19 protein-coding genes are annotated in these 24,053 nt (G+C 57.7%); 11 read left to right on the plus strand and 8 right to left on the minus strand.

The features are described 5' to 3' along the window. Positions 1–21 precede the first annotated feature (21 nt). Together ACR0EV_RS01870 and pepN are read right to left on the minus strand one after the other, a co-directional pair. Positions 22–450, minus strand: coding sequence for a hypothetical protein (locus ACR0EV_RS01870; protein ID WP_480798544.1), 429 nt, complete (start codon positions 448–450; stop codon positions 22–24). Further along, positions 447–2,999 carry an aminopeptidase N gene (pepN, locus tag ACR0EV_RS01875; RefSeq protein ID WP_480798545.1) on the minus strand — a complete coding sequence of 851 codons (2,553 nt, stop codon included), beginning with the start codon at positions 2,997–2,999 and terminating at the stop codon, positions 447–449. Before pepN ends, ACR0EV_RS01870 begins: the two co-directional genes overlap by 4 nt. Before the next feature lie 209 nt (positions 3,000–3,208). On the opposite strand from pepN, the gene ACR0EV_RS01880 reads away from it, so the two are divergent. The 4 genes from ACR0EV_RS01880 (at position 3,209) to ACR0EV_RS01895 (ending at position 8,603) form a co-directional block, all read left to right on the plus strand. Next, the gene (locus ACR0EV_RS01880; protein ID WP_480798546.1) at positions 3,209–5,344 is read left to right on the plus strand and encodes a malate synthase G; all 2,136 of its coding nucleotides are present in this window, start codon (positions 3,209–3,211) and stop codon (positions 5,342–5,344) included. A 79-nt stretch (positions 5,345–5,423) separates the two neighbouring features. Then, the gene (locus tag ACR0EV_RS01885) at positions 5,424–5,849 is read left to right on the plus strand and encodes a GlcG/HbpS family heme-binding protein (RefSeq protein WP_480798547.1); all 426 of its coding nucleotides are present in this window, start codon (positions 5,424–5,426) and stop codon (positions 5,847–5,849) included. Between the two features lie 219 nt (positions 5,850–6,068). Then, the gene (locus tag ACR0EV_RS01890; RefSeq protein ID WP_480798548.1) at positions 6,069–6,845 is read left to right on the plus strand and encodes a gamma-glutamyl-gamma-aminobutyrate hydrolase family protein; all 777 of its coding nucleotides are present in this window, start codon (positions 6,069–6,071) and stop codon (positions 6,843–6,845) included. Positions 6,846–6,992: 147 nt separating this feature from the next. Then, the gene (locus tag ACR0EV_RS01895; RefSeq protein ID WP_480798549.1) at positions 6,993–8,603 is read left to right on the plus strand and encodes an autotransporter outer membrane beta-barrel domain-containing protein; all 1,611 of its coding nucleotides are present in this window, start codon (positions 6,993–6,995) and stop codon (positions 8,601–8,603) included. 56 nt (positions 8,604–8,659) lie between these two features. Here the strand turns inward: ACR0EV_RS01895 and ACR0EV_RS01900 are convergent, their stop codons facing one another. Together ACR0EV_RS01900 and ACR0EV_RS01905 are read right to left on the minus strand one after the other, a co-directional pair. Further along, complete coding sequence (locus tag ACR0EV_RS01900) at positions 8,660–10,900, minus strand: xanthine dehydrogenase family protein molybdopterin-binding subunit (RefSeq protein ID WP_480798550.1); 2,241 nt, start codon at positions 10,898–10,900, stop codon at positions 8,660–8,662. A 3-nt stretch (positions 10,901–10,903) separates the two neighbouring features. Then, positions 10,904–11,368 (minus strand): (2Fe-2S)-binding protein, encoded by a 465-nt coding sequence (locus ACR0EV_RS01905; protein WP_480798551.1) that lies wholly within the window; start codon positions 11,366–11,368, stop codon positions 10,904–10,906. 99 nt (positions 11,369–11,467) lie between these two features. Here ACR0EV_RS01905 and ACR0EV_RS01910 point away from each other — a divergent pair, with 99 nt between their 5' ends. Further along, positions 11,468–12,046, plus strand: coding sequence for a TetR/AcrR family transcriptional regulator (locus tag ACR0EV_RS01910; RefSeq protein ID WP_480798552.1), 579 nt, complete (start codon positions 11,468–11,470; stop codon positions 12,044–12,046). Here the strand turns inward: ACR0EV_RS01910 and kynU are convergent. After that, positions 12,039–13,232, minus strand: a complete 1,194-nt coding sequence (gene kynU, locus ACR0EV_RS01915) for a kynureninase (protein WP_480798553.1) — start codon at positions 13,230–13,232, stop codon at positions 12,039–12,041. The two genes, ACR0EV_RS01910 and kynU, sit on opposite strands and share 8 nt — an antisense overlap. Positions 13,233–13,407: 175 nt before the next feature. On the opposite strand from kynU, the gene ACR0EV_RS01920 reads away from it, so the two are divergent. From ACR0EV_RS01920 to ACR0EV_RS01945, 6 genes are all read left to right on the plus strand, one after another. Then, the gene (locus ACR0EV_RS01920) at positions 13,408–13,857 is read left to right on the plus strand and encodes a methyltransferase family protein (protein ID WP_480798554.1); all 450 of its coding nucleotides are present in this window, start codon (positions 13,408–13,410) and stop codon (positions 13,855–13,857) included. A 127-nt stretch (positions 13,858–13,984) separates the two neighbouring features. Next, positions 13,985–15,556 (plus strand): Re/Si-specific NAD(P)(+) transhydrogenase subunit alpha, encoded by a 1,572-nt coding sequence (locus ACR0EV_RS01925; RefSeq protein ID WP_480798555.1) that lies wholly within the window; start codon positions 13,985–13,987, stop codon positions 15,554–15,556. A gap of 13 nt (positions 15,557–15,569) precedes the next feature. Further along, positions 15,570–17,024, plus strand: coding sequence for an NAD(P)(+) transhydrogenase (Re/Si-specific) subunit beta (locus tag ACR0EV_RS01930; protein WP_480798556.1), 1,455 nt, complete (start codon positions 15,570–15,572; stop codon positions 17,022–17,024). A 148-nt stretch (positions 17,025–17,172) separates the two neighbouring features. Next, a complete protein-coding gene (locus tag ACR0EV_RS01935) occupies positions 17,173–17,529 on the plus strand; it encodes a VOC family protein (protein WP_480798557.1) in 357 nt (118 codons plus the stop codon). 107 nt (positions 17,530–17,636) lie between these two features. Next, on the plus strand, positions 17,637–18,914 hold the full coding sequence (locus ACR0EV_RS01940) for a DUF3422 family protein (protein WP_480798558.1): 1,278 nt from the start codon (positions 17,637–17,639) through the stop codon (positions 18,912–18,914). Between the two features lie 107 nt (positions 18,915–19,021). Beyond that, positions 19,022–20,119 (plus strand): MFS transporter, encoded by a 1,098-nt coding sequence (locus ACR0EV_RS01945; protein WP_480798559.1) that lies wholly within the window; start codon positions 19,022–19,024, stop codon positions 20,117–20,119. A 7-nt stretch (positions 20,120–20,126) separates the two neighbouring features. On the opposite strand, the gene ACR0EV_RS01950 is transcribed toward ACR0EV_RS01945, so the two are convergent. The 3 genes from ACR0EV_RS01950 to ACR0EV_RS01960 form a co-directional block, all read right to left on the minus strand. Then, positions 20,127–21,107 (minus strand): ABC transporter permease, encoded by a 981-nt coding sequence (locus ACR0EV_RS01950; RefSeq protein ID WP_480798560.1) that lies wholly within the window; start codon positions 21,105–21,107, stop codon positions 20,127–20,129. Next, on the minus strand, positions 21,100–22,107 hold the full coding sequence (locus tag ACR0EV_RS01955) for an ABC transporter permease (protein WP_480798561.1): 1,008 nt from the start codon (positions 22,105–22,107) through the stop codon (positions 21,100–21,102). The genes ACR0EV_RS01950 and ACR0EV_RS01955 overlap by 8 nt, the downstream gene beginning before the upstream one ends. Before the next feature lie 96 nt (positions 22,108–22,203). Next, a complete protein-coding gene (locus ACR0EV_RS01960; RefSeq protein ID WP_480798562.1) occupies positions 22,204–23,910 on the minus strand; it encodes a peptide ABC transporter substrate-binding protein in 1,707 nt (568 codons plus the stop codon). Positions 23,911–24,053: the final 143 nt, after the last annotated feature.

Here is a 24,053-nt window from a genome sequence, read left to right on the forward strand (position 1 = left end):
ACCGGTCAGGGGCCCAGTGTTTCAAAAAATAGTAAAATGATGGCGCTCAACACGGAACCCGGCTTGTGTCAGGACCGGTTCCAGGTCCCGATGCGGTGGGAGCGACTCATCCGGCAAACGGATTCGTTTGCCCGAATGCAGAACGATGGAAACGCGCACAGACAAGTCCCACCGCGTGTCAAATCGAAAAAAATCAATGTCCTGCAGCAAGACCTCTGCCTGACGCTTGCCGGTAAACCAGCGGATGGCGGCAGCATCTATCTGCACGCCAGCGCGCGTGTTCTTGATCACGTCCCACACAGCGGGCAGGGTGCCCAATGCCAACAGCCATACGATCCACCAGGCGGCATCGAACAAGACGACCAGAGCCATCAAACCAGAATAGACCACAGCCAGAATGACTAATGTTCGCGTGTTGCGGTTCTGGCGGGCGAATGTGAATTCAGTCATGCGCCAAGGATACGCGATACCATTTCACTGGTGTCACGCGACAGGTTCGGGGTTTCGGCAATGCGAGAAAGCTGCGTACTCATCAGGTCCTGACGGTCGGCATCATACCGTTTCCACGTTTGAAATGCCGAACACATGCGCGCAGTGGTTTGCGGATTCACGGAATCCAGTCGGATCAGCCAATCAGCCAGCAGGGCATAGCCCGCTCCACCATTCTGATGGAACCCGGCATGATTCATCGCCAGTGCGCCCATAACAGCGCGGAACCGGTTCGGGTTCTTCCAGTTGAAGTCGGAGTGTTGTGTCAGAGATTGAGCCACGCCAGGTGTCGCCTCGGGTGCAGACATTGCCACCTGCAAACCAAACCACTTGTCCAAAACAAGGCGGTCATGCTGCCATTGGTCATAAAACGCGGCCAACTCGGACTCACCTTTGCGCGCGCGCAACAGACAAGACAGGGCAGTCAATTGCAGGGTCATGTTATCCGCTTTGGCGTATGCCTCGGCCGCCATTGCCCCGCCATCCAGTCTGGTGGTTAGCGCCAGCGCGGCGCTGCCAAGGGCGCGTTTGCCGGATTGCGCAGCGTCCGGCGCATAGGTGCCATCCACCAAGGCTTCGCTGTGTAGCCGGGGCAACAGATCCTGTACATGCTGGGCTGTTGCCTGCCGCAGCGTCTCTACTGCGGACCAGATCTCCATCGGATCAGGGGTCTGGCCGCGCTCGTACAAGGTTGCCGCCAGTTCCGATTGCGTCGGCAGCCCAAGCATCAGGGCCCGGTAGGCCGGATCAAGTTCTCCGTCACGCAACACGGCCAGCAACCCCTCAAGGTAATCGGTATCTGGGGCGGCATCATCCAGGATCATTCGCAGCAAAGTGTCCTGCGCCAGAGACCGCCCGGCCTGCCAACGGTTGAAGGGGTCTGTGTCGTGGGCCAGCAGAAACGCCCGCTCGGTGTTGCTGACGTCATGCTCAAGGATGACTGGCGCTGAGAAATCACGCAGGATCGACGGTGTGGGTTTTGCGGCCAGCCCGGTGAATTGAAAGCTTTGCTCAGCTTCGGTCAGTTCCAACACTTCGGTCGGGCGGACCTCATCCCCATTTGCACCTAACAGGCCCACGGCAACCGGGATCACCTGAGGCTGCTTATCATTTTGCCCCGGCGTCGGCTCGGTGCGCTGTTTCAACGTCAGGGTATATGTGCCGTCCTCCCAGTCTTCCGAAACGGTGACGCGCGGCGTGCCCGATTGGCTATACCAGCGTTTGAATTGGGTCAGGTCGCGGCCTGTTTTGTCTTCAAAAACCTTGATCCAATCCTCGATGGTACAGGCCTGGCCGTCATGGCGCTCAAAATACAGGTCCAGCGCTTTGGCATAGGCGTCATCCCCGACCAAGCGTTTCAACATTCCGATTACTTCAGCACCTTTCTCATAGACGGTCGCGGTGTAGAAGTTGTTGATCTCCTGAAAGCTCTCAGGCCGAACCGGGTGCGATAGCGGGCCGTTGTCTTCGGGGAACTGGCGTGCGCGCAGGTCGATGGCGTCGTGAATGCGTTTCACCGGGGCCGAGCGCATGTCAGATGTAAATTGCGCATCGCGGAATACCGTCAGTCCTTCTTTCAGACACAGCTGAAACCAGTCGCGGCAGGTGATGCGGTTGCCGGTCCAATTGTGGAAATACTCATGTGCGATAATTGCTTCGATGCGTTCGAAATTCGCATCGGTCGAGGTTTCGGGGCTTGCCAGCACAGCCGACGAGTTGAAGATGTTCAGCCCCTTGTTTTCCATCGCGCCCATGTTGAAATCATCCACGGCGACGATGTTGAACACATCGAGATCGTATTCGCGACCATAGACGTCCTCGTCCCATTTCATCGACTTTTTCAGGGCTTCCATGCCAAAGGCGCATTTGCCCTCGTCTCCTGGCCGCACCCAAAGATTCAGCGCGACGTCACGGCCCGACTTGGTGGTAAACTGGCCGGGATGGGCGATCAGATTGCCTGCAACCAGAGCAAACAGATAGGCCGGTTTGGGCCACGGGTCGGTCCATTCGGCCCAGCCGTCGCCCTTGCCCGACGGGTTGCCGTTGGACAGCAGCACCGGAAGGTCTCCGTTGATGCGTACGGTAAAGGTGGACATCACGTCCGGGCGGTCGGGGTAATAGGTGATTTTGCGAAACCCCTCTGCCTCGCATTGCGTGCAATACATGCCGTTTGACATGTAAAGCCCTTCCAGCGCGGTGTTATTGCCGGGATCGATCTCGACCTCGGCCTCCCAGATGAAGGGCGCATCCGGTACGGCAGCGGTCAGGCCCTTTTCGGTTACATCCGGCGTGATCTCTGCACCGTCGATTGCAGCGCGGATCAGCGTCAGGTCTTCCCCGTGCAGAAAGAATGTTCGGTCCTTGGCATCAGGATTCGGGCGAAAGGCGACGCGCGATGTGACCCGGGTGGCATGGTCGGCAAGGTCGAAGGTCAGGTGCACGCTATCCACCAAATAACCGAACGGCGTGTAGTCCTTCAGGTAAATTGTTGTGGGGGCAGCATCGCGCATCTTGGGCCTCGTATCCGTACTGGTTTGGCGCGACGTTAGGGGCTTCGTACAGGGGCTGCAACTGGCCTGCGTCATTCGCTTGCTGATTTTAAGGCAGCTTTTTGAAGGACCGAATATTGCTAATCACTCGACAAAAGTTGCCTATCGGAAACTTTCCCCCTAAATGCACCTGAGCATACAGTGGCACACAATCGCGGGAGAGCGGGAACATGACTGGCAGACACACCCTGAACGGGCTGCAGATCGATCCGATTTTGGCAGAATTTATCGAGACGCAAGCACTGCCAGGAACCGGAGTGTCCGCGCAGCAGTTTTGGGCAGGCCTGGCGCGATTGGTGAACGAGTTGGGGCCGAAGAATCGCGACCTTCTTGCGAAACGGTCTGAAATTCAAAGCCGTATCGACGGCTGGCATATGGCACGCAAGGGGCAGGAGATTGATCCTGCCGAATACCAAACTTTCCTTAAAGAGATCGGTTATCTGGTTCCGGAAGGGGATGGGTTCCAGATCGAGACGGCAAACGTGGATCCCGAGATTGCCCTTACCCCCGGTCCCCAACTTGTTGTGCCGATCACCAATGCCCGTTTTGCCTTGAATGCTGCCAATGCCCGTTGGGGCAGTCTGTATGATGCGCTTTATGGAACCGATGCGATGGGTGATTTACCTGCGGGCGGTGGCTATGACGCCGCGCGTGGTGCGCGCGTGATCGCATGGGCCAAAGCCTTTCTGGACGACGTCGTGCCACTGGCGTCCGGGTCTTGGGCGGACGTGTCCAGCCTTACAGTGAAGGACGGAGGATTGGTTCCTGCGCTGGGCGACCCCGCGCAATTTGCTGGGTTTGGTGGTGCGGCGGACAAACCGGAATTCGTGCTGCTAAAGAACAATGGCCTGCACATCCAGATCATGATCGATCCTTCTAGTACCATTGGCGCAACCGACCCCGCAGGTATTGCAGACGTTAGGCTTGAGTCAGCGTTGTCGACGATTATGGATTGCGAAGACTCGGTGGCGTGTGTTGATGCAGCAGACAAAGTTGTCGCATACGGCAACTGGCTGGGTCTGATGAAGGGCGACCTGACCGAAGAAGTCACGAAGGGCGGCACGACATTCACACGCAAGCTGGCTGACGACCTGAGCTTCACCACGCCGGCGGGAGGACAGGCTTCGCTGAAAGGCCGATCACTTATGCTGGTGCGCAATGTGGGCCACCTGATGACCAACCCGGCTGTGCTGGACGCCGAAGGGCGCGAGATTGGTGAAGGGCTGATGGATGCCCTGTGCACTACGTTAATCGCCATGCACGATCTGAAGCGCGAAGGCGGCAACTCGGTTGAAGGTTCCGTCTATGTAGTGAAGCCCAAGATGCACGGGCCAGAGGAAGTTGCCTTCTCGGTCGAAATCTTCGACATAGTCGAAGATATTCTTGGCCTGCCCCGCAATACCGTAAAGCTGGGCATCATGGACGAGGAACGGCGCACATCGGCCAACCTGAGGGAATGTATTCGGGCGGCTAAATCACGTGTGGCTTTTATCAACACCGGGTTTTTGGACCGGACCGGGGATGAGATTCATACCTCGATGGAAGCCGGCCCGATGCTGCCCAAGGGCGATATCAAGAACACGCCATGGATCGCGTCTTACGAGGACCGCAATGTCGACATCGGTCTGGCCTGCGGCCTGAAGGGAAAGGCGCAGATTGGCAAGGGCATGTGGGCCATGCCGGATCGCATGGGCGACATGCTGGACGCCAAGATCGGACACCCGATGTCCGGCGCAACCTGCGCCTGGGTGCCGTCGCCGACCGCCGCGACGTTGCACGCGACGCATTATCACAAGGTTGATGTGCTTGCGCGCCAGGATGAACTGGCTACCGGAGGCGCGCGCGGTACGCTGGATGACCTACTGACCGTTCCGCTGCTGGGTGGTCGGAACCTGAGCGATGATGAAATCACCCGCGAGATCGAAAACAACGCTCAGGGCATTCTGGGTTATGTCGTGCGCTGGGTCGATCAGGGCGTGGGATGCTCCAAAGTGCCGGACATCAACGACATCGGCCTCATGGAAGACCGCGCAACCTGCCGGATTTCGTCTCAGGCCCTGGCCAATTGGCTGCACCATGGCGTAGTGGACGAAGCGCAGGTAATGGCCGCGATGCAGAAAATGGCGGCTGTAGTGGATCGTCAGAACGACAGCGATCCCAGCTATACGCCTATGGCGCCAAGCTTTGACGGCATTGCCTTTAAGGCGGCCTGCGATCTGGTGTTCAAGGGGCGGGTGCAGCCTTCGGGCTATACCGAGCCGGTTCTGCACGCCCGTCGTCTGGAGTTGAAGGCAAGCCAGGCGTAAGCGGTTCGGGTCGGGGCAAGGGGGAGTACCTACCCCTTGTTTTCCAAAGAAGATTTTATCCAAATGAAAGGGATCAGGGATGGCTATTTCTTTGCGTAAGGCGCGCACCATCATTCGTAAGGCTCTTGAGAAGGGGCGCGAGATAGAGTTGAAACCTCTGTCTGCTGTGGTTCTCGATGCGGGCGGTCATGTCATCGCCTTCGAACGCGAAGACGGTGCCGCCCCGGGTCGTTTCGCGATTGCGCATGGCAAGGCTTACGGCTCGGTCATGTTGGGCATGGCCGGGACTGCGCAGATGCAGCGCGCCGAGGCGCAGGCCTATTTCATGGCCGCAGTGAATGGCGTCTATGGCGGGCAGGTCGTGCCGGTTCCAGGTGGTGTTCTGTTGCGCGACCGGAAAGGCGCTGTCATCGGGGCTGTGGGTGTAACAGGAGACACCTCGGACAATGATGCGATTGCCGCAATGGCTGGAATTGAGGCAGCCGGTTTGATCGGTGAGATTTAATCCCCCGCTTGTTTCGTCCAGTTGTTGTTGCGATATTGGAAATATTTCCCAAGAAAGTGCAAATGTTGGGAAATAATTCTATACAGCGCGTCTTCTTTGGGATTGTATTGTGCGTCTCTGAACACGTCCCTGCGCTGTTATGCAGGGCGTGTATTCTTGCACGTCTGAGAGGCTGCCGCTAGCTTCCATGTTAAGCAATGAAACAACAAGGAAAGCGGAATGTCTCGTCCTGTCGTCGGTATCATCGGCAACTCGTATCTTATGAATGACCAATACCCGACACATGCGGGTGGGACGATGAACTCGGATGCGGTGGCCAATGTGTCGGGATGTCTGCCGCTGCTGATCCCGGCGGATCCGCGCTATGTGACGGTTGATGAGCTGCTGGAGGTTTGCGACGGCTTTCTGCTGACCGGTGGTCGCCCCAACGTGCACCCGGAAGAGTATGGTGAGCCCGAAACCGAAGCGCATGGAGAGTTTGACCGCGCACGTGATGCCATCACCTTGCCACTGGTTCGGGCCTGTGTGGAACGTGGGCAGCCCTTCATGGGCATCTGTCGCGGGTTTCAGGAGGTCAACGTGGCAATGGGTGGAACGCTGTACCCCGAAATCCGCGATCTGCCGGGCCGGATGAACCACCGTATGCCGCCCGACGGCACACTGGAAGAGAAGTTTGCGCTGCGACATGTGGTGACGCTGGATGAGGGCGGTGTGTTCCATAACGTGTTTGGTGCGACCGAGGTCATGACCAACACGCTACACGGGCAGGGTATCAAGACCATTGGCGAACGTGTTGTCATCGAAGGTCACGCGCCCGACGGCACGCCCGAGGCGATCTTTATCAAGGACGCGCCTGGCTTTACGCTGTCTGTTCAGTGGCACCCGGAATGGGATGCCATCAACGACCCGGTGTCGCGCCCTCTGTTCGAAGCTTTTGGAAACGCTGTTCGTGTTTGGAGCCACGGCGACTGTACTGCGATCAAGCAGTCCGCCTAATCGCAATCGTCCGTCTCTTTCTTGCGCCACGTCACCGTATCGCAACATTCAAATCTTTATAACTCAGATCCGCTCAATATCCTTTTGCGTTCGTCTACGAGTCTGAGAACCTGTCGCTGATGCCATGAAACGGTGCAGGATCGCGCAATGTGTGAATCAACCCAAAGGCGACAGAACCAAGGTAAGCTACTTGCAGGAACACTGATTGCGTTCTCTGGATTCGCTGCTGAGGCGGTCGCGCAGCAATGCGGCTCTCTGGGAGAATTGTTCTATATCGGGCGCACGCCCGACTCATCCTCTTCGGTGTGGCTTTCAGCGACAGAGCAAGGCGACTATCGCTTGGAAGCAGCGCAGCGAAATACAACGGTCGATATCTGGAACAAGCCCCGTCGAGGTGTTCATCTGAGCTTTTCGCCCTTTGTTTCTAACGGAAACGGTGGAGTGCACCGGTTGTTTGCAATTGGCGGAGCGCCTAATGGCCGCGATTGCCTGATTGACACGCAAAATCAACAGCGAAACTGGAGCTTGCCCGGTGGCGGAGGTGGCTCTGGCGGCGGAGGTGGTGGCTCTGGAGGTGGCTCTGGTGGCGGTGGCGGTTCCGGCGGCGGCTCTGGTGGATCCGGTGGCGGCTTTGGCGGCGGTGGCGGTTCTGGTGGATCCGGCGGCGGCTTTGGCGGCGGTGGCGGTTCTGGCGGATCCGGCGGCGGCTTTGGCGGCGGCGGCGGTTCTGGTGGATCCGGCGGCGGCTTTGGCGGTGGCGGCGGTTCTGGCGGGACCGGTGGTGGTTTTGGTGGAGGTGGAACAACGGCTGCTTTGCCTCGAACTCAACCCCAAGGTGCTTCTGCAGGGGCATATGCTGTGGGCGTAGAGTGTGTTGACGCGGCGACGGGTAAGCTGGACGCGGCACTTTGCGATCCCACCGTTACGGCGCCCCTTGCAGGCCCTCCTTTGACAGAGGGCCGTGATCTTGCGCCGCCTTCCACGTGGAACGTATGGACAGACTTCACCTATACCGAAATCGAAGACACACGCGGGGTCACTGAAGTCGATCTAAACGACAACTATTTCGCGGCTGGGTTCGACAAGCTTGTCACGCCGGACTTGGTCATTGGATTTCAGGTCGAATATGAAGACATTGATGTCGAAGGGTTCCAGGGCCAGTTCAGACAAGACACCAAAGGTCTGGCCGTTGGACCTTACTTTGCCTGGCGTATGTCCGAGAGGTGGGTGCTGAACGGATTGGCGACTGTTGGCGAGTTTTCAACGGATGCAAACGTCTTGGGATTGACCGGTGATTTTGACCGAACCCGCTGGCGTGCCAATCTGGAAGCTGTTGGCCAATATGAGGCTGGGCAATTCCTGTTGCGTCCGTCGATCGCCTTTGACTACTACAACTACAGCGCGGAAGACTATGATCTCAGTGGTACTTTGGCAGGCGTTCCGGTCAACATCATTGGCGAAGTTGCTTCTGCGACTTACAGCGCCTTGACGCCTGAGTTGGAGGTAAGTCGGCCATTTGTTACGTCGAGGTCGATCGTGTCCCCATTTGCGACGTTGAGCGCAACGTATTGGTTCGAACGAGACAATATTGGGATTGGCGCGGGATCACAGACTGACTTGACCTGGGCCACACGCGTCGGAGTTCGCGGACGCGCAAGTGAGGCCGTCTTTGTCGAGGCAACACTAGGCTATCTGAGTCTGTTCGAGGATGATCTGGACGCGACAGAAGCGTCCATTTTCCTGTCAGTCAATTTCTGATGCTAAGTGGAAAAAGTAAAAACGCCGGCTCATGTCACTGAGCCAGCGTTTTGCGATCAAACCAGCAGGTTGAACTGGTTGATCAGCGGCAGGCTGCGGGCACGTTCTCCGGTCAGATCAAACAGGGCATTTCCGAGCGCGGGCATCGAGGGGGGCGTGCCGGGCTCTCCTGCGCCACCCATGTGGCGGTTGGTCTCGAGAACGCGCACCTCGACCTGCGGGGCCGTGTGCATGCGAAGGGCGTCATAGTCGGGGAAGTTGAACTGTTCCGCTTCACCATCTGCAAAGGTGATCTCGCCGTAACACGCAGCGGACAACCCATACACCATGCCACCGAACATTTGTGCCTTCACGTTGTCAGGATCCAGCGCCAGCCCCATGTCACAGGCGATCCAAGCTTTGTTGATGCGGATGGTGCCGTCCTCGTCGACAACCTCAATCACCTGCGCCACGGGCGTGCCAAAGCTATAGGCAAACGCGACACCGCGACCAACGCCGTCTGGCGTCTGGCCAGTCCAGCCCGACATCTCTTTTACGGCTTCAAGACACCCGGCAGAGGGGGCGTGTTCCGACTTCATTAACTCGAGCCGGAACTCCAGCGGGTCGCGCCCTGCTGCGTGGGCCATTTCGTCCATGAAGGTTTCATGGAAGAAGCCATTGTGGCTGTTACCGACCGAGCGCCAAAAGCCAACCGGGACCGCCAGATCAGCGATATGACCACTCATGCGATAGTTCGGCACAGCATAAGGCTGGTTAAAGAACCCTTCGACTAGCACCTTGTCGGGGCCGCCACCGGGGAAGCCGGTGTAGCGTTCAACCGCCTGCTGCGTGCAGGATTGCGCTGCTACCTTGCCGTCAATGAGAACGGCTTTGCCGTCCTGAACTGCGCCGCGCATTCGGGCAATGGCACCGGGGCGGTAATAGTCATGGCGCATGTCTTCTTCGCGGCTCCAGGTCGTTTGAACCGGCGTGCCGGGCATGGACATGGCGACCTTGGTGGCGATCTCTCCGAAATCCAGTTCACCGCGACGGCCAAATCCGCCACCCAAATAGGTGGTGTGAATCTGAACCGCATCCGTGTCCAGATTGGCGGTATTCGCGACGCGGAATTGAATCAGGGTCGGGGCTTGGTTGCCGCACCACAACTCCAAAGCGTTTCCGGTATACAGAGCGGTGGCATTCATCGGCTCCATCGTGGCGTGGGCAAGATAGGGCACCTGGTATTCGGCTGTGATTTCCGTCGCGCCTTCGGGGGTCAAGCTGACATCGCCGTCGTCGCGCATGGTCGAGTTCGGGGCGTCGTCGAACGCCTCGGCTATCTTGGCAAAGATACCTTCGGTGTTCGGCGGGTAGGGCGCGTCGCCCCAGTCAACGTCAATGGCCTCAACCGCCTGATTTGCCAGCCATGTGTTGTTCGCGATCACGGCTACACCCGTGCCCAGATCGACAATCTTCTCGACCCCTGGCATGGATTTTGCAGTGCTGTCATCAAAGCCATTCATCGCACCGCCCAGTTTGGGATTCATGCGCACCGCAGCAAACTTCATCCCTGGCAGACGAACATCGACGCCGAATTCAGCAGTGCCCGTCGCTTTGCCGACCATGTCCAGACGCGGTTGGGTCCGGCCCAGATACCGCCATTCGGACGGATCGCGCAAAGACACTTCGACCGGTTCCAATCCAGCTGCATCCTCGGCCAGATCGGAATACGCAATCTTGTCGCCGTTGGGGGCAATAACGTGGCCCGAGGCCGTTTGCAGGTTTGAAGGGTCAACGCCCAACCGGTCAGCGGCCGCGCGTTTCAACGTTTCACGCGCCGAAGCACCGGCTTGCCGCATCCGCTCGAACCCGTCTTTCATCGAAGTCGAACCACCGGTGACTTGCAGGCTAAGCGCCTTACCAAGAACACCCAGTGCCTCACCCAGATTGTGTTGGAAATTCGAGATGTCGTAGCCTTTGTTGGGCAATCCTTCGCCCACAATAGCCGAGTTGTAGTAGGCTGCCGCCGCCGGGCCATGCAGAACGGTGATTTGATCCAGATCGACGTCGAGCTCTTCGGCAATCAGTGCGGCCCAGGTGGTCTGCACGCCCTGACCCATTTCAGCGCGGGGGGCGAACAGGGTAACGCCGTTCTGGTCGATCAGCACAAACGGGTTCAACGCCGCTTCACCTTCCTGGGGTTTCAGCGGGTTGGCAGCTGGACGGGTGACGTAATACGCGCCAAAGGCCACGCCGCCAACAACAGCGGCTGACCCAATCAGGAACGTGCGGCGGAGGATTTTACCAACTTTTCCCATAACTTATGCCTCCTTCAGCTTGCCAGCGGCATCGTGAATTGCTGCACGAATTCTGGGGTAGGTGCCACAGCGACAAAGATTGCCCTGCATCGCCTCGTCGATATCTGCGTCAGTCGGGGTCGGGTTCTCCGACAACAATGCTGCGGCCTGCATGATCTGCCCAGACTGGCAATAGCCGCACTGCGCAACTTGGTGGTCGACCCAAGACTGTTGGATCGCGGCCAGCGTGTCTGGCGCTCCGATGCCTTCAATTGTGGTCACGTCACCCCAAACGTCCGACAACGCGACCTGACAGGACCGCACCGCCTCGCCGTCGATATGAACGGTGCATGCTCCGCAGGCGGCAACGCCGCAGCCGAATTTGGTGCCGGTCAACCCGACCTCATCCCGCAGAACCCAGAGCAGGGGGACGTCATCAGGCAGGTCTACCTGATGTTGCTTTCCATTGATCCTAAGGGTTGTCGCCATGGCGCACCTCTCATTGCTGTGGCTGGTTTCTGACATAATTAGTGAAAAGTGTCAGGGTGTCAATTGACAATTTAAACAAAAAATGTCAGTGCTTCGGTTATGAAAGACACGAATGACGATTCACGGCAAAAGGCGATCCTGAACTCGGCGTTTCAAGCCTTTTCTACGTATGGGTATCGAAAGACCTCGATGGACGATATTGCGCGTGGTGCGAGCATGTCCCGGCCTGCGGTCTATCTGCACTACAAAAACAAAGAGGCAATCGTCAGCAAGCTGACCGAGTTATACTATGCCGAAAAAATCGTTGCGGTGGCGCAGGCGCTGGCGACACAAGGATCGGTGCCCGAGGTGTTGACCCGAGCGATTCAGGCTCAGACGGACGGGATGGCGAAAATTCTGGCCTCTCCACACGGGCTTGAGATGCTGGACAACACCAAGTCTCTGTCTTCTGAAATTATTGCGGCGGGTGAGACAAAGCTGGCCGGATTGTACGCAGACTGGCTGACGCAGCAGGAACAGGCGGGCCGCGTCCGTCTGCTGGCTGACGCGGCCGAGACCGGACGAACGATCGCGGCCACGCTCAAGGGGCTAAAGCTGATCGGTGCAGGGGCAGAGGTCTACGAACAGCAGGTGGCGCAGGTTGCCGCCCTTTTTGGTGCGGGGCTTGAGGTCAGGTAACGCGCTGACGAACCTTGTATTCAGGCGTGTCCCACAGCTTGTTCTGCATGACATCGGCCAGAATTTCGGTCGCTTTGATCACATCGCCTTCGTCGATATAGAGCGGCGTGAAGCCAAACCGCATGATATCTGGCGCACGGAAGTCGCCGATCACGCCACGCGCGATGAGAGCCTGCATTGCGGCATAGCCTTCCTCGAAACGGAATGAGACCTGACTGCCACGTCGCTCTGGTTCGCGAGGGCTGGCCAATTTCAATTCGGGGCAGGTTGCCTCAACGCGGCTGATGAACAACTCGGTCAGTTCAATGGACTTTGCCCGGACATCGGTCATTTCCGCCATGTCCCATATATCCATGGCCGCAGACAATGCCGCCATTTGGATCACGGGGGGCGTGCCGACGCGCATGCGTTCGATCCCGTTGCCGGGGCGATAGTCCAGATCAAAGGCAAACGGGGCTTCGTGTCCCAGCCAACCGGACAGGGCAGGTCGCACTGTTTCCGCCAGTCGTGGCGCGACATAGATAAAGGCGGGGGCACCGGGGCCGCCGTTGAGGTATTTGTACGTGCAACCCACAGCAAAGTCGGCATTGCATCCTGCAAGATCGACCGGAATTGCCCCAGCCGAATGTGCCAGATCCCATACGGTGACGACGCCGTTGGCGTGAGCCAATTCGGTCAGGGCTTTCATGTCGTGCATTCTGCCCGAGCGGTAATCCACTTCGGTCAGCATCAAGACCGCTATCTCTTCCGTGATGGCTGCGGCCACGTCCTCGGGATCTACAACGCGCAGTTCATACTCTTCCCCCAGCGAACGCAGCAGACCGTCCGCCATGTACAGGTCCGACGGGAAATTGCCATTGTCTGACAGAACCACCTTGCGCGAGGGGTTAAGCTCAAGCGCGGCGGCGACGGCCTGATACACTTTGATCGACAAGGTATCTCCGGTGACAACACTGCCCTGTTCGGCACCGATCAGGCGGCCGATGCGGTCGCCCAGCCCGGTGGGCAGTCCCATCCAACCGGCCTTGTTCCAACCGGTAATCAACATCTGACCCCATTCATCTGTCAGCATTTCCTGTACGCGCGAGGTCGCTGATTTAGGCAGAGGGCCAAGAGAGTTACCGTCAAGGTAGAGGATGCCATCGGGTAATGAGAACATGGCTTTGGTCGCGGCGAAATCGGTCATGAAAGCTCGTTTTTTGTGTTTGTCTGTCGCTGTTTACCCTCGGGCGTACCCGATCCAAACTAACCTGTCCACTGATGCGACATCGTGGGGTTTTGCTATTCTGTCCTGAAAACGATAGGACAGCGCCCAGAAACGACACGTATCTTTACGTTACGTCATCCACAAAGGACCAACTATGCGCTGGATCGATGTTCCCCCTGTGTGGCTTGCGGGCTTTGTCCTGTTGGCGTGGTTGCAGGGCCGGTACATGGCGTTTGGCCTGTCGCTGGAGGGTGGGCTAACCGACCTGATCAGTGGCGTTTTGATCGGAGGTGGCGTCCTGTTGGCGGTTCTGGCAGTTGTCGAATTTCGCCGACATCAGACCACTGTCATTCCGCATGAAACACCAAGTGCGATGGTGCAATCCGGAATCTACAAACGCAGTCGCAACCCAATCTATCTGGGCGATGTGCTGATCCTGGCGGGTTTGATCCTGCGGTTTGATGCTGTCCTGTCGCTGGTGCTGGTGCCCGTCTTTGTCTGGGTGCTCGAACGTCGGTTCATTTTGCCGGAAGAGGATCGCCTGCGTCGCACTTTCCGCGCGGACTTCGCACGCTATGAACGCAAAACGCGTCGATGGGTGTAGGAGGGGACGGTTCATGACACAACGTAACAGATGCTGCGCTTGCGAAATAAAATTGCGCAAGATACATCTTTTCTTAACAAACCATACCCGAGGACCTGCTCGGCCTTAGACTCTAGGGGGACTGCCAGTGAAAATAGGCACACCAAAGGAAATATTGGATGGCGAGAACCGGGTCGCGATGACGCCGGACTCTGCTGTGCAGTTGCAGAAACTGGGCTATGAGTGCCAGATTGAGAAGGGGGCAGGTGCAGCGGCCGGTTTCTCGGATGAGGCGTACAAAGCCGTGGGCGTCGAAGTCGTGAAGACGGCTGCGTCTTTGTGGAAAAGCTCGGACATCGTCGCCAAGGTACGTATCCCGACTGAGACCGAGATGAAGCGTCTGACCAAGGGCAAGACGCTGATTTCCTTCTTTAACCCGGCGGGCAATGAAGACGGGATGGAGCTGGCCAAATCCAAGGGCGCGAATGTGATCGCGATGGAGATGGTGCCGCGTATCAGCCGTGCGCAGAAGATGGATGCGCTGTCGTCGATGGCCAATATCGCGGGTTATCGCGCCGTTATCGAAGCCGGTAATAACTTCGGTCGCTTCTTCACGGGTCAGGTGACTGCTGCCGGTAAAGTGCCACCTGCCAAGGTGCTGATCGTGGGCGCGGGTGTGGCTGGTCTGGCCGCGATCGGGACGTCGACGTCTTTGGGCGCGATCACCTATGCGTTCGACGTGCGCCCCGAAGTGGCCGAGCAGGTCGAATCCATGGGCGCCGAATTCGTCTACCTGGACTTCGAGGAAGAGCAGCAGGATGGTGCGGCGACCGGCGGCTATGCCTCGGTTCAGTCGGAAGAGTTCCGCGAGGCGCAACTGGCCAAGTTCCGCGAACTGGCGCCCGAGATGGATATCGTCATCACCACCGCCCTGATCCCCAATCGCCCGGCGCCGAAGCTGTGGCTGGAGGATATGGTCAAGGCGATGAAGCCGGGTTCGGTCATCGTTGACCTCGCGGCTGAGCGTGGCGGCAACGTCGAAGGCACCGTGCCGGATGAGAAGGTTGTGACCGACAATGGCGTGACCATTATCGGCTATACCGACTTCCCCAGCCGGATGGCGGCGCAATCGTCGTCTCTGTACGCGACCAACATCCGTCACATGATGACTGACCTGACGCCTGAAAAGGACGGTCAGATCAATCATGACATGGAAGATGACGTGATCCGCGGCGCGACCGTGACCCACGAGGGTGAGATCACCTTCCCACCGCCGCCGCCGAAAGTTCAGGCGATTGCGGCGCAGAAGAAACCCGAGGTCAAGGAACTGACCCCGGAAGAGAAAAAGGCGCAGGAGATTGCGGCTTTCAAGGCGCAGACCAAACAGCAATTCACCCTGTTGGGGGTTGGCGGCGCGCTGATGCTGCTGGTGGGGCTGGTTGCTCCGGCCAGCTTCATGCAGCACTTCATCGTCTTTGTGCTGGCCGTGTTTGTCGGCTTCCAGGTGATCTGGGGCGTCGCACACAGCTTGCACACACCTTTGATGGCGATCACCAACGCGATCTCGTCGATCATTATCGTTGGGGCCTTGATGCAGATTGGGTCGGGGTCTTTCCTGGTCATTCTGCTGGCAGCACTGTCTGTCTTCATGGCCGGGATCAACATCTTCGGCGGCTTCCTCGTAACCCGGCGCATGCTTGCCATGTTCCAGAAATCTTAAGGAGGCCGGGCACATGGAATTTGGCTTCACCACTGCCGCCTATGTTGTTGCGGCTGTTCTCTTCATCCTCGCTTTGGGCGGGTTGTCGAACCAGGAAAGCGCCAAGCGCGCGGTCTGGTACGGTATCGTTGGTATGGCGCTGGCGGTCTTTGCCACGCTGGTGGGTCCGGGCTCGGGCCTATGGCTGCTGTCTCTGCTGCTGATCATCGGCGGCGGTCTGATCGGTCAATACGTGGCGCAGCGCGTTCAGATGACCGAGATGCCACAACTTGTGGCAGCGATGCACTCGCTGGTTGGTCTGGCGGCGGTCTTCGTGGGTTTCAACGCGCATTTTGAAGTCCAGAACGTGGCCGAGGTCTTTGCGATTGCAGACGCCGCGAAAGAGGTTGAACTGGACGGTCTGGGGTCCTTTGCCCAACTGATCGCCAAGAAGACCCCGGCGGAGCTGGCGATCCTGCATGTGGAACTGTTCCTGGGCATCTTCATCGGTGCGATCACTTTTACCGGCTCGGTCGTGGCTTATGGCAAGCTGGCGGGCAAGGTGACGTCGGCGGCGACCAAGCTGCCCGGTGGGCATGCGCTGAACGCAAGCGCTGCGGGTCTCTCGTTGATCTGCCTGTTTTGGTACACCAGCACCGGTGGTTTCTTCCCGCTGTTCCTGATGACTCTGGCGGCGCTGTTCATCGGCTACCACCTGATCATGGGCATCGGTGGCGCCGACATGCCGGTGGTTGTGTCGATGTTGAACAGTTATTCGGGTTGGGCCGCTGCGGCCATCGGCTTCAGCCTCGGCAACGACCTGTTGATCGTTGTCGGTGCATTGGTCGGCTCGTCTGGTGCGATCCTGTCTTACATCATGTGTAAGGCCATGAACCGTCACTTTGTCAGCGTGATCCTTGGGGGCTTTGGTGGCCCGCAGGGGGAACAGATGGCCGTCGAAGGTGAACAGATCGCGATTGAGGCTGACGGCGTTGCGGCAGCACTGAACGACGCGGATAGTGTCATCATCATCCCCGGTTACGGCATGGCGGTGGCGCAGGCACAGCAATCAGTCTCCGAACTGGTCCGCAAGCTGCGCGCCAAGGGCAAAGACGTGCGCTTTGCTATCCACCCGGTTGCAGGCCGTCTGCCGGGCCACATGAACGTGCTGCTGGCCGAGGCAAAGGTGCCGTATGACATCGTTCTGGAAATGGACGAGATCAACGACGACTTTCCGGATACGGATGTGGCCATCGTCATCGGCTCGAACGACATCGTGAACCCTGCGGCGCAGGAAGATCCCAACAGCCCCATCGCCGGGATGCCGGTTCTGGAGTGCTGGAAGGCCAAGCAGGTGTTTGTGTCGAAACGTGGTCAGGGCACCGGGTATTCGGGCATCGAAAACCCGCTGTTCTTCAAAGAGAACACCCGCATGTTCTACGGCGATGCGAAAGCGAGCCTCGACAAGCTGCTGCCGATGATCGACTGATCAAAAGGATTAAGTAAATTGCAAAGGGCGCCATTGGGCGCCCTTTTCTTTTTTGAATTGCAGGAGGCTTTGCCTCCTGACCTCCAAGGTATTTTGGGCCAGATGAAGCAGCGGATTGTGGTAGGATGGCTGGGTCAGGAGGTTTGTGATGCAGAAGGTTAATGGCATAGGAGGCGTGTTCTTTCGCGCTAAAGACCCAAAGGCTTTGAGCGCATGGTACGAGGTACACCTGGGCGTCAACCACTACGATCCCGTACCCTGGAAACAGCGCGAAGGCTATACTGTCTTTGCACCGTTTGCACAGGACACCGAGTATTTCGGACGGGAAGATCAGCAATGGATGATCAACTTCCGTGTCGATGATCTGGCGGCCATGACTCGGCAGCTGGAAGCCGCTGGAATCGCCGTCGAAACGCATCCGGACTGGGACAGTGAGGTTGGGAAATTCGCGCGCATCCATGATCCCGAAGGCAATCCCATCGAGCTGTGGCAGCCAAATCAATGAGATAGCCGGCTTGTATACCTTTGTATCCTTGTAAGTATATGAAACAAAAAGAGAATTGATGTAACTTTTATGTGTCCTATATTGCGCGTGACGAGGCGGAGCCCTGAATGACACCGATAGACGACCATCCCCTTCGCTATGCGCTGGCCAATGAACTGCACGCGCGACCATTCCCGGTCGCGTCTATGCCATGCACAGTGGTATTTTTGGCAATCAAGAAACCCGAGGCTGCGGTTGCGCGTGATCGTCGCCAGGATTTGGCCCATTTGATCAATCTTCTGGATCGCCATGGCGCACAGCATCCTCAGCCTGATGCCACACATTACGCCGGTCAGATCGGCCGACATTGGCTAAAATGGGAGCAACACACAGAGTTTGTCACCTATACGGCGATTGCTCAGAACGTGAGCGACCGTGCGTTCAACCCGGCCGATTTCGAAGTCTTCCCGCCTGACTGGCTGATGGCCAGTCCGGGCCAAAGGGTCACGTCTGCGATGGTTCGTGTCGTGGAACGCGAAAGTGACGATGCGATAAAGTCCAAATTGCTAGACTGGTTCGAGCCTGAAAGTCTTGCAGTGGCCAGGGTACTGGACGATGCGGCCGTGTGCGCCAGCGATTTCCGCATCGATCCGGCAGGCCATATGCGCTTTGCTTTGTTTGTCACCGAGGGTACGGGGCGCCGCCGGACAGGGCGAATTGTCCAGCGTCTGTGCGAGATTGAAACCTATAAGGCGATGTCCATGTTGGGATTTGCGCGCGTCAAGCAGTTGATGCCGCGTATCGGAGAGTTGGATGGGCAGTTAACCCAGTTGATGGGACAGATGACCGATAACTCGGCTCAGCCAGACTCGCTTTTGCAGGATCTGCTGTCGACGTCGATTGAACTTGAAACTTTGTCAGCACGGTGTTCGTTCCGGTTTGGGGCAACGGGCGCCTATGAAGCTATCGTCAATCAGCGGATTGAAGTTTTGCGGGAAGAGCGGTTCCAGGGCGGTCAGAACTTTGCCGATTTCATGATGCGGCGCTATGACCCTGCGATCCGTACCGTAAAATCCACTGAACGCCGTCTTCAGGCTTTGTCTGACAGGGCTATCCGCGCAGGCGAGTTGCTGCGAACCAGGGTGGATGTGGAACGCAGTGCGCAGAACCAAGCGTTGTTGGAAAGCATGGACCGTAGGGCGGATCTGGCGTTACGGCTGCAGCATACTGTCGAAGGGTTGTCTGTTGTTGCCATCAGCTACTATGCGGTTTCTTTGGTGAGCTATCTTCTGTATCCGCTGACGGCTTCGGGAATTAGCAAGGGTATGTTGACGGCGGCGGTTACAATTCCCGTTGTGGCCGGAGTATGGTTCGCAATTCGACGGATCCGGAAGCGGCTTGGCTGAAGGTCAATTGCCAAATTTGGCAGGACCTGTAGAACAGATGCGTTTGGCTAGCGATGCGAGGGTTTCCGGTGATTTCTTTAGGTGCAGCATGGCGGGCTGTTGCCGCCATGTTCATTCTGAACGGTGCTTTGTTCGGGATTTGGGCCTCGCGCATCCCCGCTGTGCGCGACAGGCTGGGCCTGTCTCATGAAGACCTGGGCTACGGGTTGCTGTTCATGGCGGCTGGTGCTGTATGTTCTTTTCCCATCACCGGGCGGCTTACAGATCAGTTCGGCGCTGTTGCTATCACCCGTGTCATTGCGGTGCTCTACACCCTGTCGCTGATCCTGCTGGCTATGGCCGGGGGATTTTGGGGGCTGGCGGTCTTTCTGTTCGTCTTTGGTGCCTTCCATGGCTCTATGGACGTGGCGATGAATGCCTGGGCGGCAGAAGTTGAACAGGCATATGACAAGCCTGTCATGTCTTCTTTCCACGCGATGTGGAGCCTAGGTGCGGGTCTTGGCGCTTTGAGTGGATATGCCGCTGTTCAGATGGGACTGAGTGTGCTTGCGCACTTCCTAACGGCAGGCGGGATTGTCGTTGGCTTTGCGCTGGCCTTCTCCTGGGTGCAATGGACCTCAAAACGCTCTGAAGGGGAGCAAGGGTCCGTCTTTGCGTTGCCGTCCGGCGTATTGGTGTTGGTAGGGTTTACTGCTTTGTGCGGGGCCTTGGGTGAAGGCGCCGTCGCGGATTGGAGCGCGATCTATTTGCGTGACATCACAGATGCGACTGAAAGCGTTGCGGCCCTGGGGTATGCCGTCTTTTCCGTGACAATGGTGGCGTTTCGCCTTGCCGGTGCGTTTGTCATTACACGCTTTGGCCCGGTTGCTACGGCCCGGTTCGGTGGGCTCTGCGCCGCTATGGGCGTGTTTGCGGTGGTGTCAGCAGTGGCACCTGGGCTTGCCTTGGCGGGCTTTGCCCTGATGGGGGTGGGCTATGCCGTCATAATGCCGCTGGCGTTCAGTCGGGCCGCAAGTGACCCAGATGTGCCGCCGGGGCAGGCCATAGCAAGCGTTGCAACTTTGGGATACGGGGGGCTGTTGATCGGGCCGCCATTGATCGGCTTTTTAGCGGAATTGTTTGGCCTGCGTCTGGCATTCTCGGTTTTGTTGCCGCTGGCGGTCCTGATCATCGTATTGGCCGGCGCGCTGAAGCGCGCCGACTGATATTGATTTAACGTCCGCGAATTCGCGGATCCAGCGCGTCACGCAGACCGTCGCCCAGATAGTTGACGCTGAGAACAGTCAACGAGATTGCCAGACCGGGCCAGAACACGCGTTCGGGGTATTGCTGCAAGTAGTCGACGCCGTCGAACAACAGGCGCCCCCAGGTTGGGAAATCAGGCGGGAAGCCCAGCCCTAGGAAAGACAGTGCGCTTTCGGTGATGATCGCCGTGGCAATCCCCAGCGTCGCGGACACCATGATCGGCGAAAGCACGTTTGGCAGGATATGCCGTGTGATGATCTGGCTGTTGCTGGTGCCGATAGAGCGCGCGGCCAGAACAAACTCTCGTTCCTTGATAGCCAGTACATCCCCTCGCACGATCCGGGCGGTCGGCATCCAAGAGGTGATACCAATGGCGCAGACAATCAGGATGAAGATTCCGCGCTCTAACCCAAAGGCAGCCGATAAAGGCTCGCGGAACAGCAGCATCATGACCAGCAGCAACGGTAGAAGGGGCAGGGCCAGGAACAGGTCCGTCAGGCGCATAAGAGGTCCGTCCAGCCGTTTGAAGAACCCGGCTAAGACACCGATGAAGGAGCCCAGGAACAGTGCCAGCAACATCGCCGTGATGCCCACCGAGACCGAAGTCTGCCCGCCTGACATCATACGCGCCAGAATGTCCCGGCCCAGCTGATCTGTGCCAAACGGGTGTGCCCAGCTTGGTCCCTGATTGCGCGAGCGGATATCAATCTGGGTCGGATCGATGGTCCAGATGTATGGACCCAGATACACCGCAGCCACGATGAAAATGAACAGGATCGCTCCGATCATCGCGCCCTTATGGGTCTTGAACTGATCCCACACGTCGCGCCATTGGCTGCGTGGCGGGGTGGTCAGTTCCTCCATCACGTCGGCGGTTGGCAAGGCGGTGGAAGCAAGTGCCAGTCCTTCGTCCGGGATCAGCGTGTCTGATTTGTCGGTATCAGTCATAGCGGATCCTCGGGTCAAGAATGCCATATAGGACGTCGGCGATCAGGTTGAACAGCACGATCAATACGGCAAAGATGAAGGTCAGGGTTTGCACCATTGGCAGGTCATTGGCCTGGATAGCGCCGATCAGAAGTTGGCCGATACCGTTCACTTTAAAGACCTGCTCGGTGATGATAGCTCCGCCGAAGATCGACGGGATACCCAGCGCAATGACAGTGACAACCGGGATCATCGAGTTGCGCAGCACATGAACCATGACCACCGTGTATTCGCTCAGGCCCTTGGCGCGTGCGGTGCGGACGTAATCCTGGTTGAGGTTGTCCAGCATCGAAGCGCGCATAAAGCGGCTGAGCTGCGCCGTGATCTGCAATGCCAGAACCATGACGGGCATGATCATCTGTTGCAGCTGTTTGACGAAACTGTCCCAGCTGTTCACGACCAAAGTGGTGTCATAGATCGACGGGAACCAACCCAGTTGGACCGAAAAGATCACGATCACCAACACGCCCGAGAAGAAGGGCGGCACCGAAAATCCGACCATCGACACGAATGTGCCCATCTGATCGAACCACGAATACTGACGGTACGCGGAATAAATGCCGATAGGCAGGGCAATCAGGATGGCGACCACATAGGCGGTGCCAACAACCCACAGGGTCTGCGGGATACGCTGAACGACGATGTCCATAACGGGCGAGCGGGTCTGCCACGAAATCACACGAAGGTCACCTTCGGAAAAGGTGGTGCCGAACATGTGGTCGATCAGAACCTGCGGCTCGATCCAGAAGAACTGCACGATCCATTTCCAGAACCGGATATGCATCGGCTGACCGAGGCCAAGTGCCTCGCGCATCTTCTCTTTGACTTCGGGCGGAACGGTGAGCGGAACCTGCGCCATCGGGTCGCCGGGGGCGAGTTCGAGGAGCAGGAAAATGACGAGGCTGATGAACAGCAGTGTGGGTACGGCCAACACCAGTCGTCTGATTGTAAAGTTGAGCATTCAAAGGCGCCTTTGTTGATGCGTCTTTTTGTTGGAGTGGTCTGCAAATGACCGCGCCCCGATAAGGATCGGGGCGCGGCTTTGCAAGACTAATGCTTAGGAACCGGTCTTGCGGTACCAGTCCGCAATGTTCCACAGCTCGCTGTCCCAAACGTTCAGGACAACGCCACCCAGCGTGTTTGCGTGCGCCGACAGACGACCACGGTGGACCAGCGGGATCATGCCGCCGTTCTGAACCATGATGTCGTTCAGCTGCTTCGCAATCTCAGCGCGGGCTTCCAGACCAGCGGTTTCAGCCAGTTGACCGTGCAGCTTGTCGAACTCTTCGTTGCAGAAGCGGCTGATGTTTTCACCCTGCCACTGGCTTTCCGGCTTCGGTGCTTTGTCGCACAGGCCGTTGCCCAGGTAAGACTGCGGGTCAGTGCCGTTGAAGGTGTTGGCGTACATTTCAACGTCAGCATAGAACTTCTGGAAGGTGTCAGGCGAACCCGGGTCACCACCAAAGAAGACCGACGCGTTGATGTTGCGCAGTTCGGTTTCAACACCGATCTGGCTCCACCATTCTTTGATCAACGCCTGGAAGTCCTGACGAACGGCGTTGGTCGATGTCTGATAGACAATCTTCAGCGGAACACCGTCTTTTTCGCGAACGCCGTCGCCATCGGAGTCAACGATGCCAGCGTCATCCAGCAGCTTCTTCGCGCCTTCAATATCCTGCGTATCGCACGTCATTGAAGTTGAGTTGAACGCAGCAGGTGCCGGAACCCAGTTACAGGTCACTTTACCCGCCTGGCCATAGCCGATCTCAACCAGCAGCGGGCGGTCGATTGCCATGGACAGGGCCTTGTAGACCGCAGGGTCCTGTAGGAACGGGTGCGGATGCTTGGCTGTCGAACGCTCACCTTCCGGCAGGTCCGGTGACGGGTTGGTCTGGTTCAGCATGATACGCTCGACCAGCGGACCGAAGCCTGCAACCGGAGTACCCTTGCCGCCTTCCTGCATCTGCGCGATTACCTCAGGCGCCAACTGTAGGTTCCAGGCATAGTCAAACTCGCCTGTCTCCATAACGGCACGACCCGCAGCAGTTGCGTCGCCGCCACCTTTGAAGGTTACGGTCGCGAAGGCTGGCTTGGCCGGATCACGATAGTTGTCATTGGCCTTGAAGGTGATCACGTCGTTCGGCTTGAACTCGGTGACAACAAACGGGCCGGTTCCGATCGGGTTGAAGTTCTGATCGGTGCACTCAGGTGCTTTGGCACCCAGGCAATCCGCGAACTGTGCCGCTTGAATAATCGGGCTTTCGCCACCAACAAAGGGTCCGTACGGGAATGGGGTAGGGGCGTCGAACGTGACTTTGACAGTCAGGTCGTCCAAAGCTTCGACCGAGGTGACACCTTCGAATTTTGTGACCTGCGCGCAACCGCCTTCAGGGTGCATGCAGTAATCAGCAGTGAACTTTACGTCTGCCGACGTGAATGGGGTACCATCCGACCAGGTGATTCCAGGCGCGATCTTCCAAGTGATCGAAGTCAGGTCTTCGCTGACACCGCCGTTTTCAACAGTTGGGATTTCAGAGGCCAGAAACGGAACCATGTTGCCGTCTTGGTCATAGCGGGCAAGCGGTTCGATCACCAACGAAGCTGATTCCACATCTTTCGTGCCACCAGACAGGAACGGGTTCAGGATCGACGGCGCTTGCCAATAAATGATGCTGACATTGCCGTCCGATCCACGCTCGGCAAAGGCCACGGGGGCCATTGCCGTGCTTGCAATCGCACCAAGCAAAAGAGTTTTGATTTTCATAATTTACTCCCGAATTGGACACGTTTGTGTCTCGATTATTTCCGCATGGCCTGCGGACTTGGCGTTGCCGCTTTGGGGCAAGGTTTTGATCGATAACGATAATAGCGCTAACGTTTTTTAAGCGCGTGCTCTCCCCAAAGCAG

Source organism: Ruegeria sp. CF8 (genome assembly GCF_056537285.1).

Bases quoted from the DNA above. Each gene is read 5' to 3' on its own strand.
- ACR0EV_RS01935 (WP_480798557.1), top strand. From the start codon at position 17,173: ATGCAGAAGGTTAATGGCATAGGAGGCGTGTTCTTTCGCGCTAAAGAC.
- ACR0EV_RS01885 (WP_480798547.1), top strand. From the start codon at position 5,424: ATGGCTATTTCTTTGCGTAAGGCGCGCACCATCATTCGTAAGGCTCTT.
- ACR0EV_RS01895 (WP_480798549.1), top strand. From the start codon at position 6,993: ATGTGTGAATCAACCCAAAGGCGACAGAACCAAGGTAAGCTACTTGCA.
- ACR0EV_RS01900 (WP_480798550.1), bottom strand. From the start codon at position 10,900: ATGGGAAAAGTTGGTAAAATCCTCCGCCGCACGTTCCTGATTGGGTCA.
- ACR0EV_RS01940 (WP_480798558.1), top strand. From the start codon at position 17,637: ATGACACCGATAGACGACCATCCCCTTCGCTATGCGCTGGCCAATGAA.
- ACR0EV_RS01955 (WP_480798561.1), bottom strand. From the start codon at position 22,107: ATGCTCAACTTTACAATCAGACGACTGGTGTTGGCCGTACCCACACTG.
- kynU (WP_480798553.1), bottom strand. From the start codon at position 13,232: ATGACCGATTTCGCCGCGACCAAAGCCATGTTCTCATTACCCGATGGC.
- ACR0EV_RS01910 (WP_480798552.1), top strand. From the start codon at position 11,468: ATGAAAGACACGAATGACGATTCACGGCAAAAGGCGATCCTGAACTCG.
- ACR0EV_RS01945 (WP_480798559.1), top strand. From the start codon at position 19,022: ATGTTCATTCTGAACGGTGCTTTGTTCGGGATTTGGGCCTCGCGCATC.
- ACR0EV_RS01930 (WP_480798556.1), top strand. From the start codon at position 15,570: ATGGAATTTGGCTTCACCACTGCCGCCTATGTTGTTGCGGCTGTTCTC.
- ACR0EV_RS01870 (WP_480798544.1), bottom strand. From the start codon at position 450: ATGACTGAATTCACATTCGCCCGCCAGAACCGCAACACGCGAACATTA.
- ACR0EV_RS01960 (WP_480798562.1), bottom strand. From the start codon at position 23,910: ATGAAAATCAAAACTCTTTTGCTTGGTGCGATTGCAAGCACGGCAATG.
- pepN (WP_480798545.1), bottom strand. From the start codon at position 2,999: ATGCGCGATGCTGCCCCCACAACAATTTACCTGAAGGACTACACGCCG.
- ACR0EV_RS01890 (WP_480798548.1), top strand. From the start codon at position 6,069: ATGTCTCGTCCTGTCGTCGGTATCATCGGCAACTCGTATCTTATGAAT.
- ACR0EV_RS01880 (WP_480798546.1), top strand. From the start codon at position 3,209: ATGACTGGCAGACACACCCTGAACGGGCTGCAGATCGATCCGATTTTG.
- ACR0EV_RS01905 (WP_480798551.1), bottom strand. From the start codon at position 11,368: ATGGCGACAACCCTTAGGATCAATGGAAAGCAACATCAGGTAGACCTG.
- ACR0EV_RS01920 (WP_480798554.1), top strand. From the start codon at position 13,408: ATGCGCTGGATCGATGTTCCCCCTGTGTGGCTTGCGGGCTTTGTCCTG.
- ACR0EV_RS01950 (WP_480798560.1), bottom strand. From the start codon at position 21,107: ATGACTGATACCGACAAATCAGACACGCTGATCCCGGACGAAGGACTG.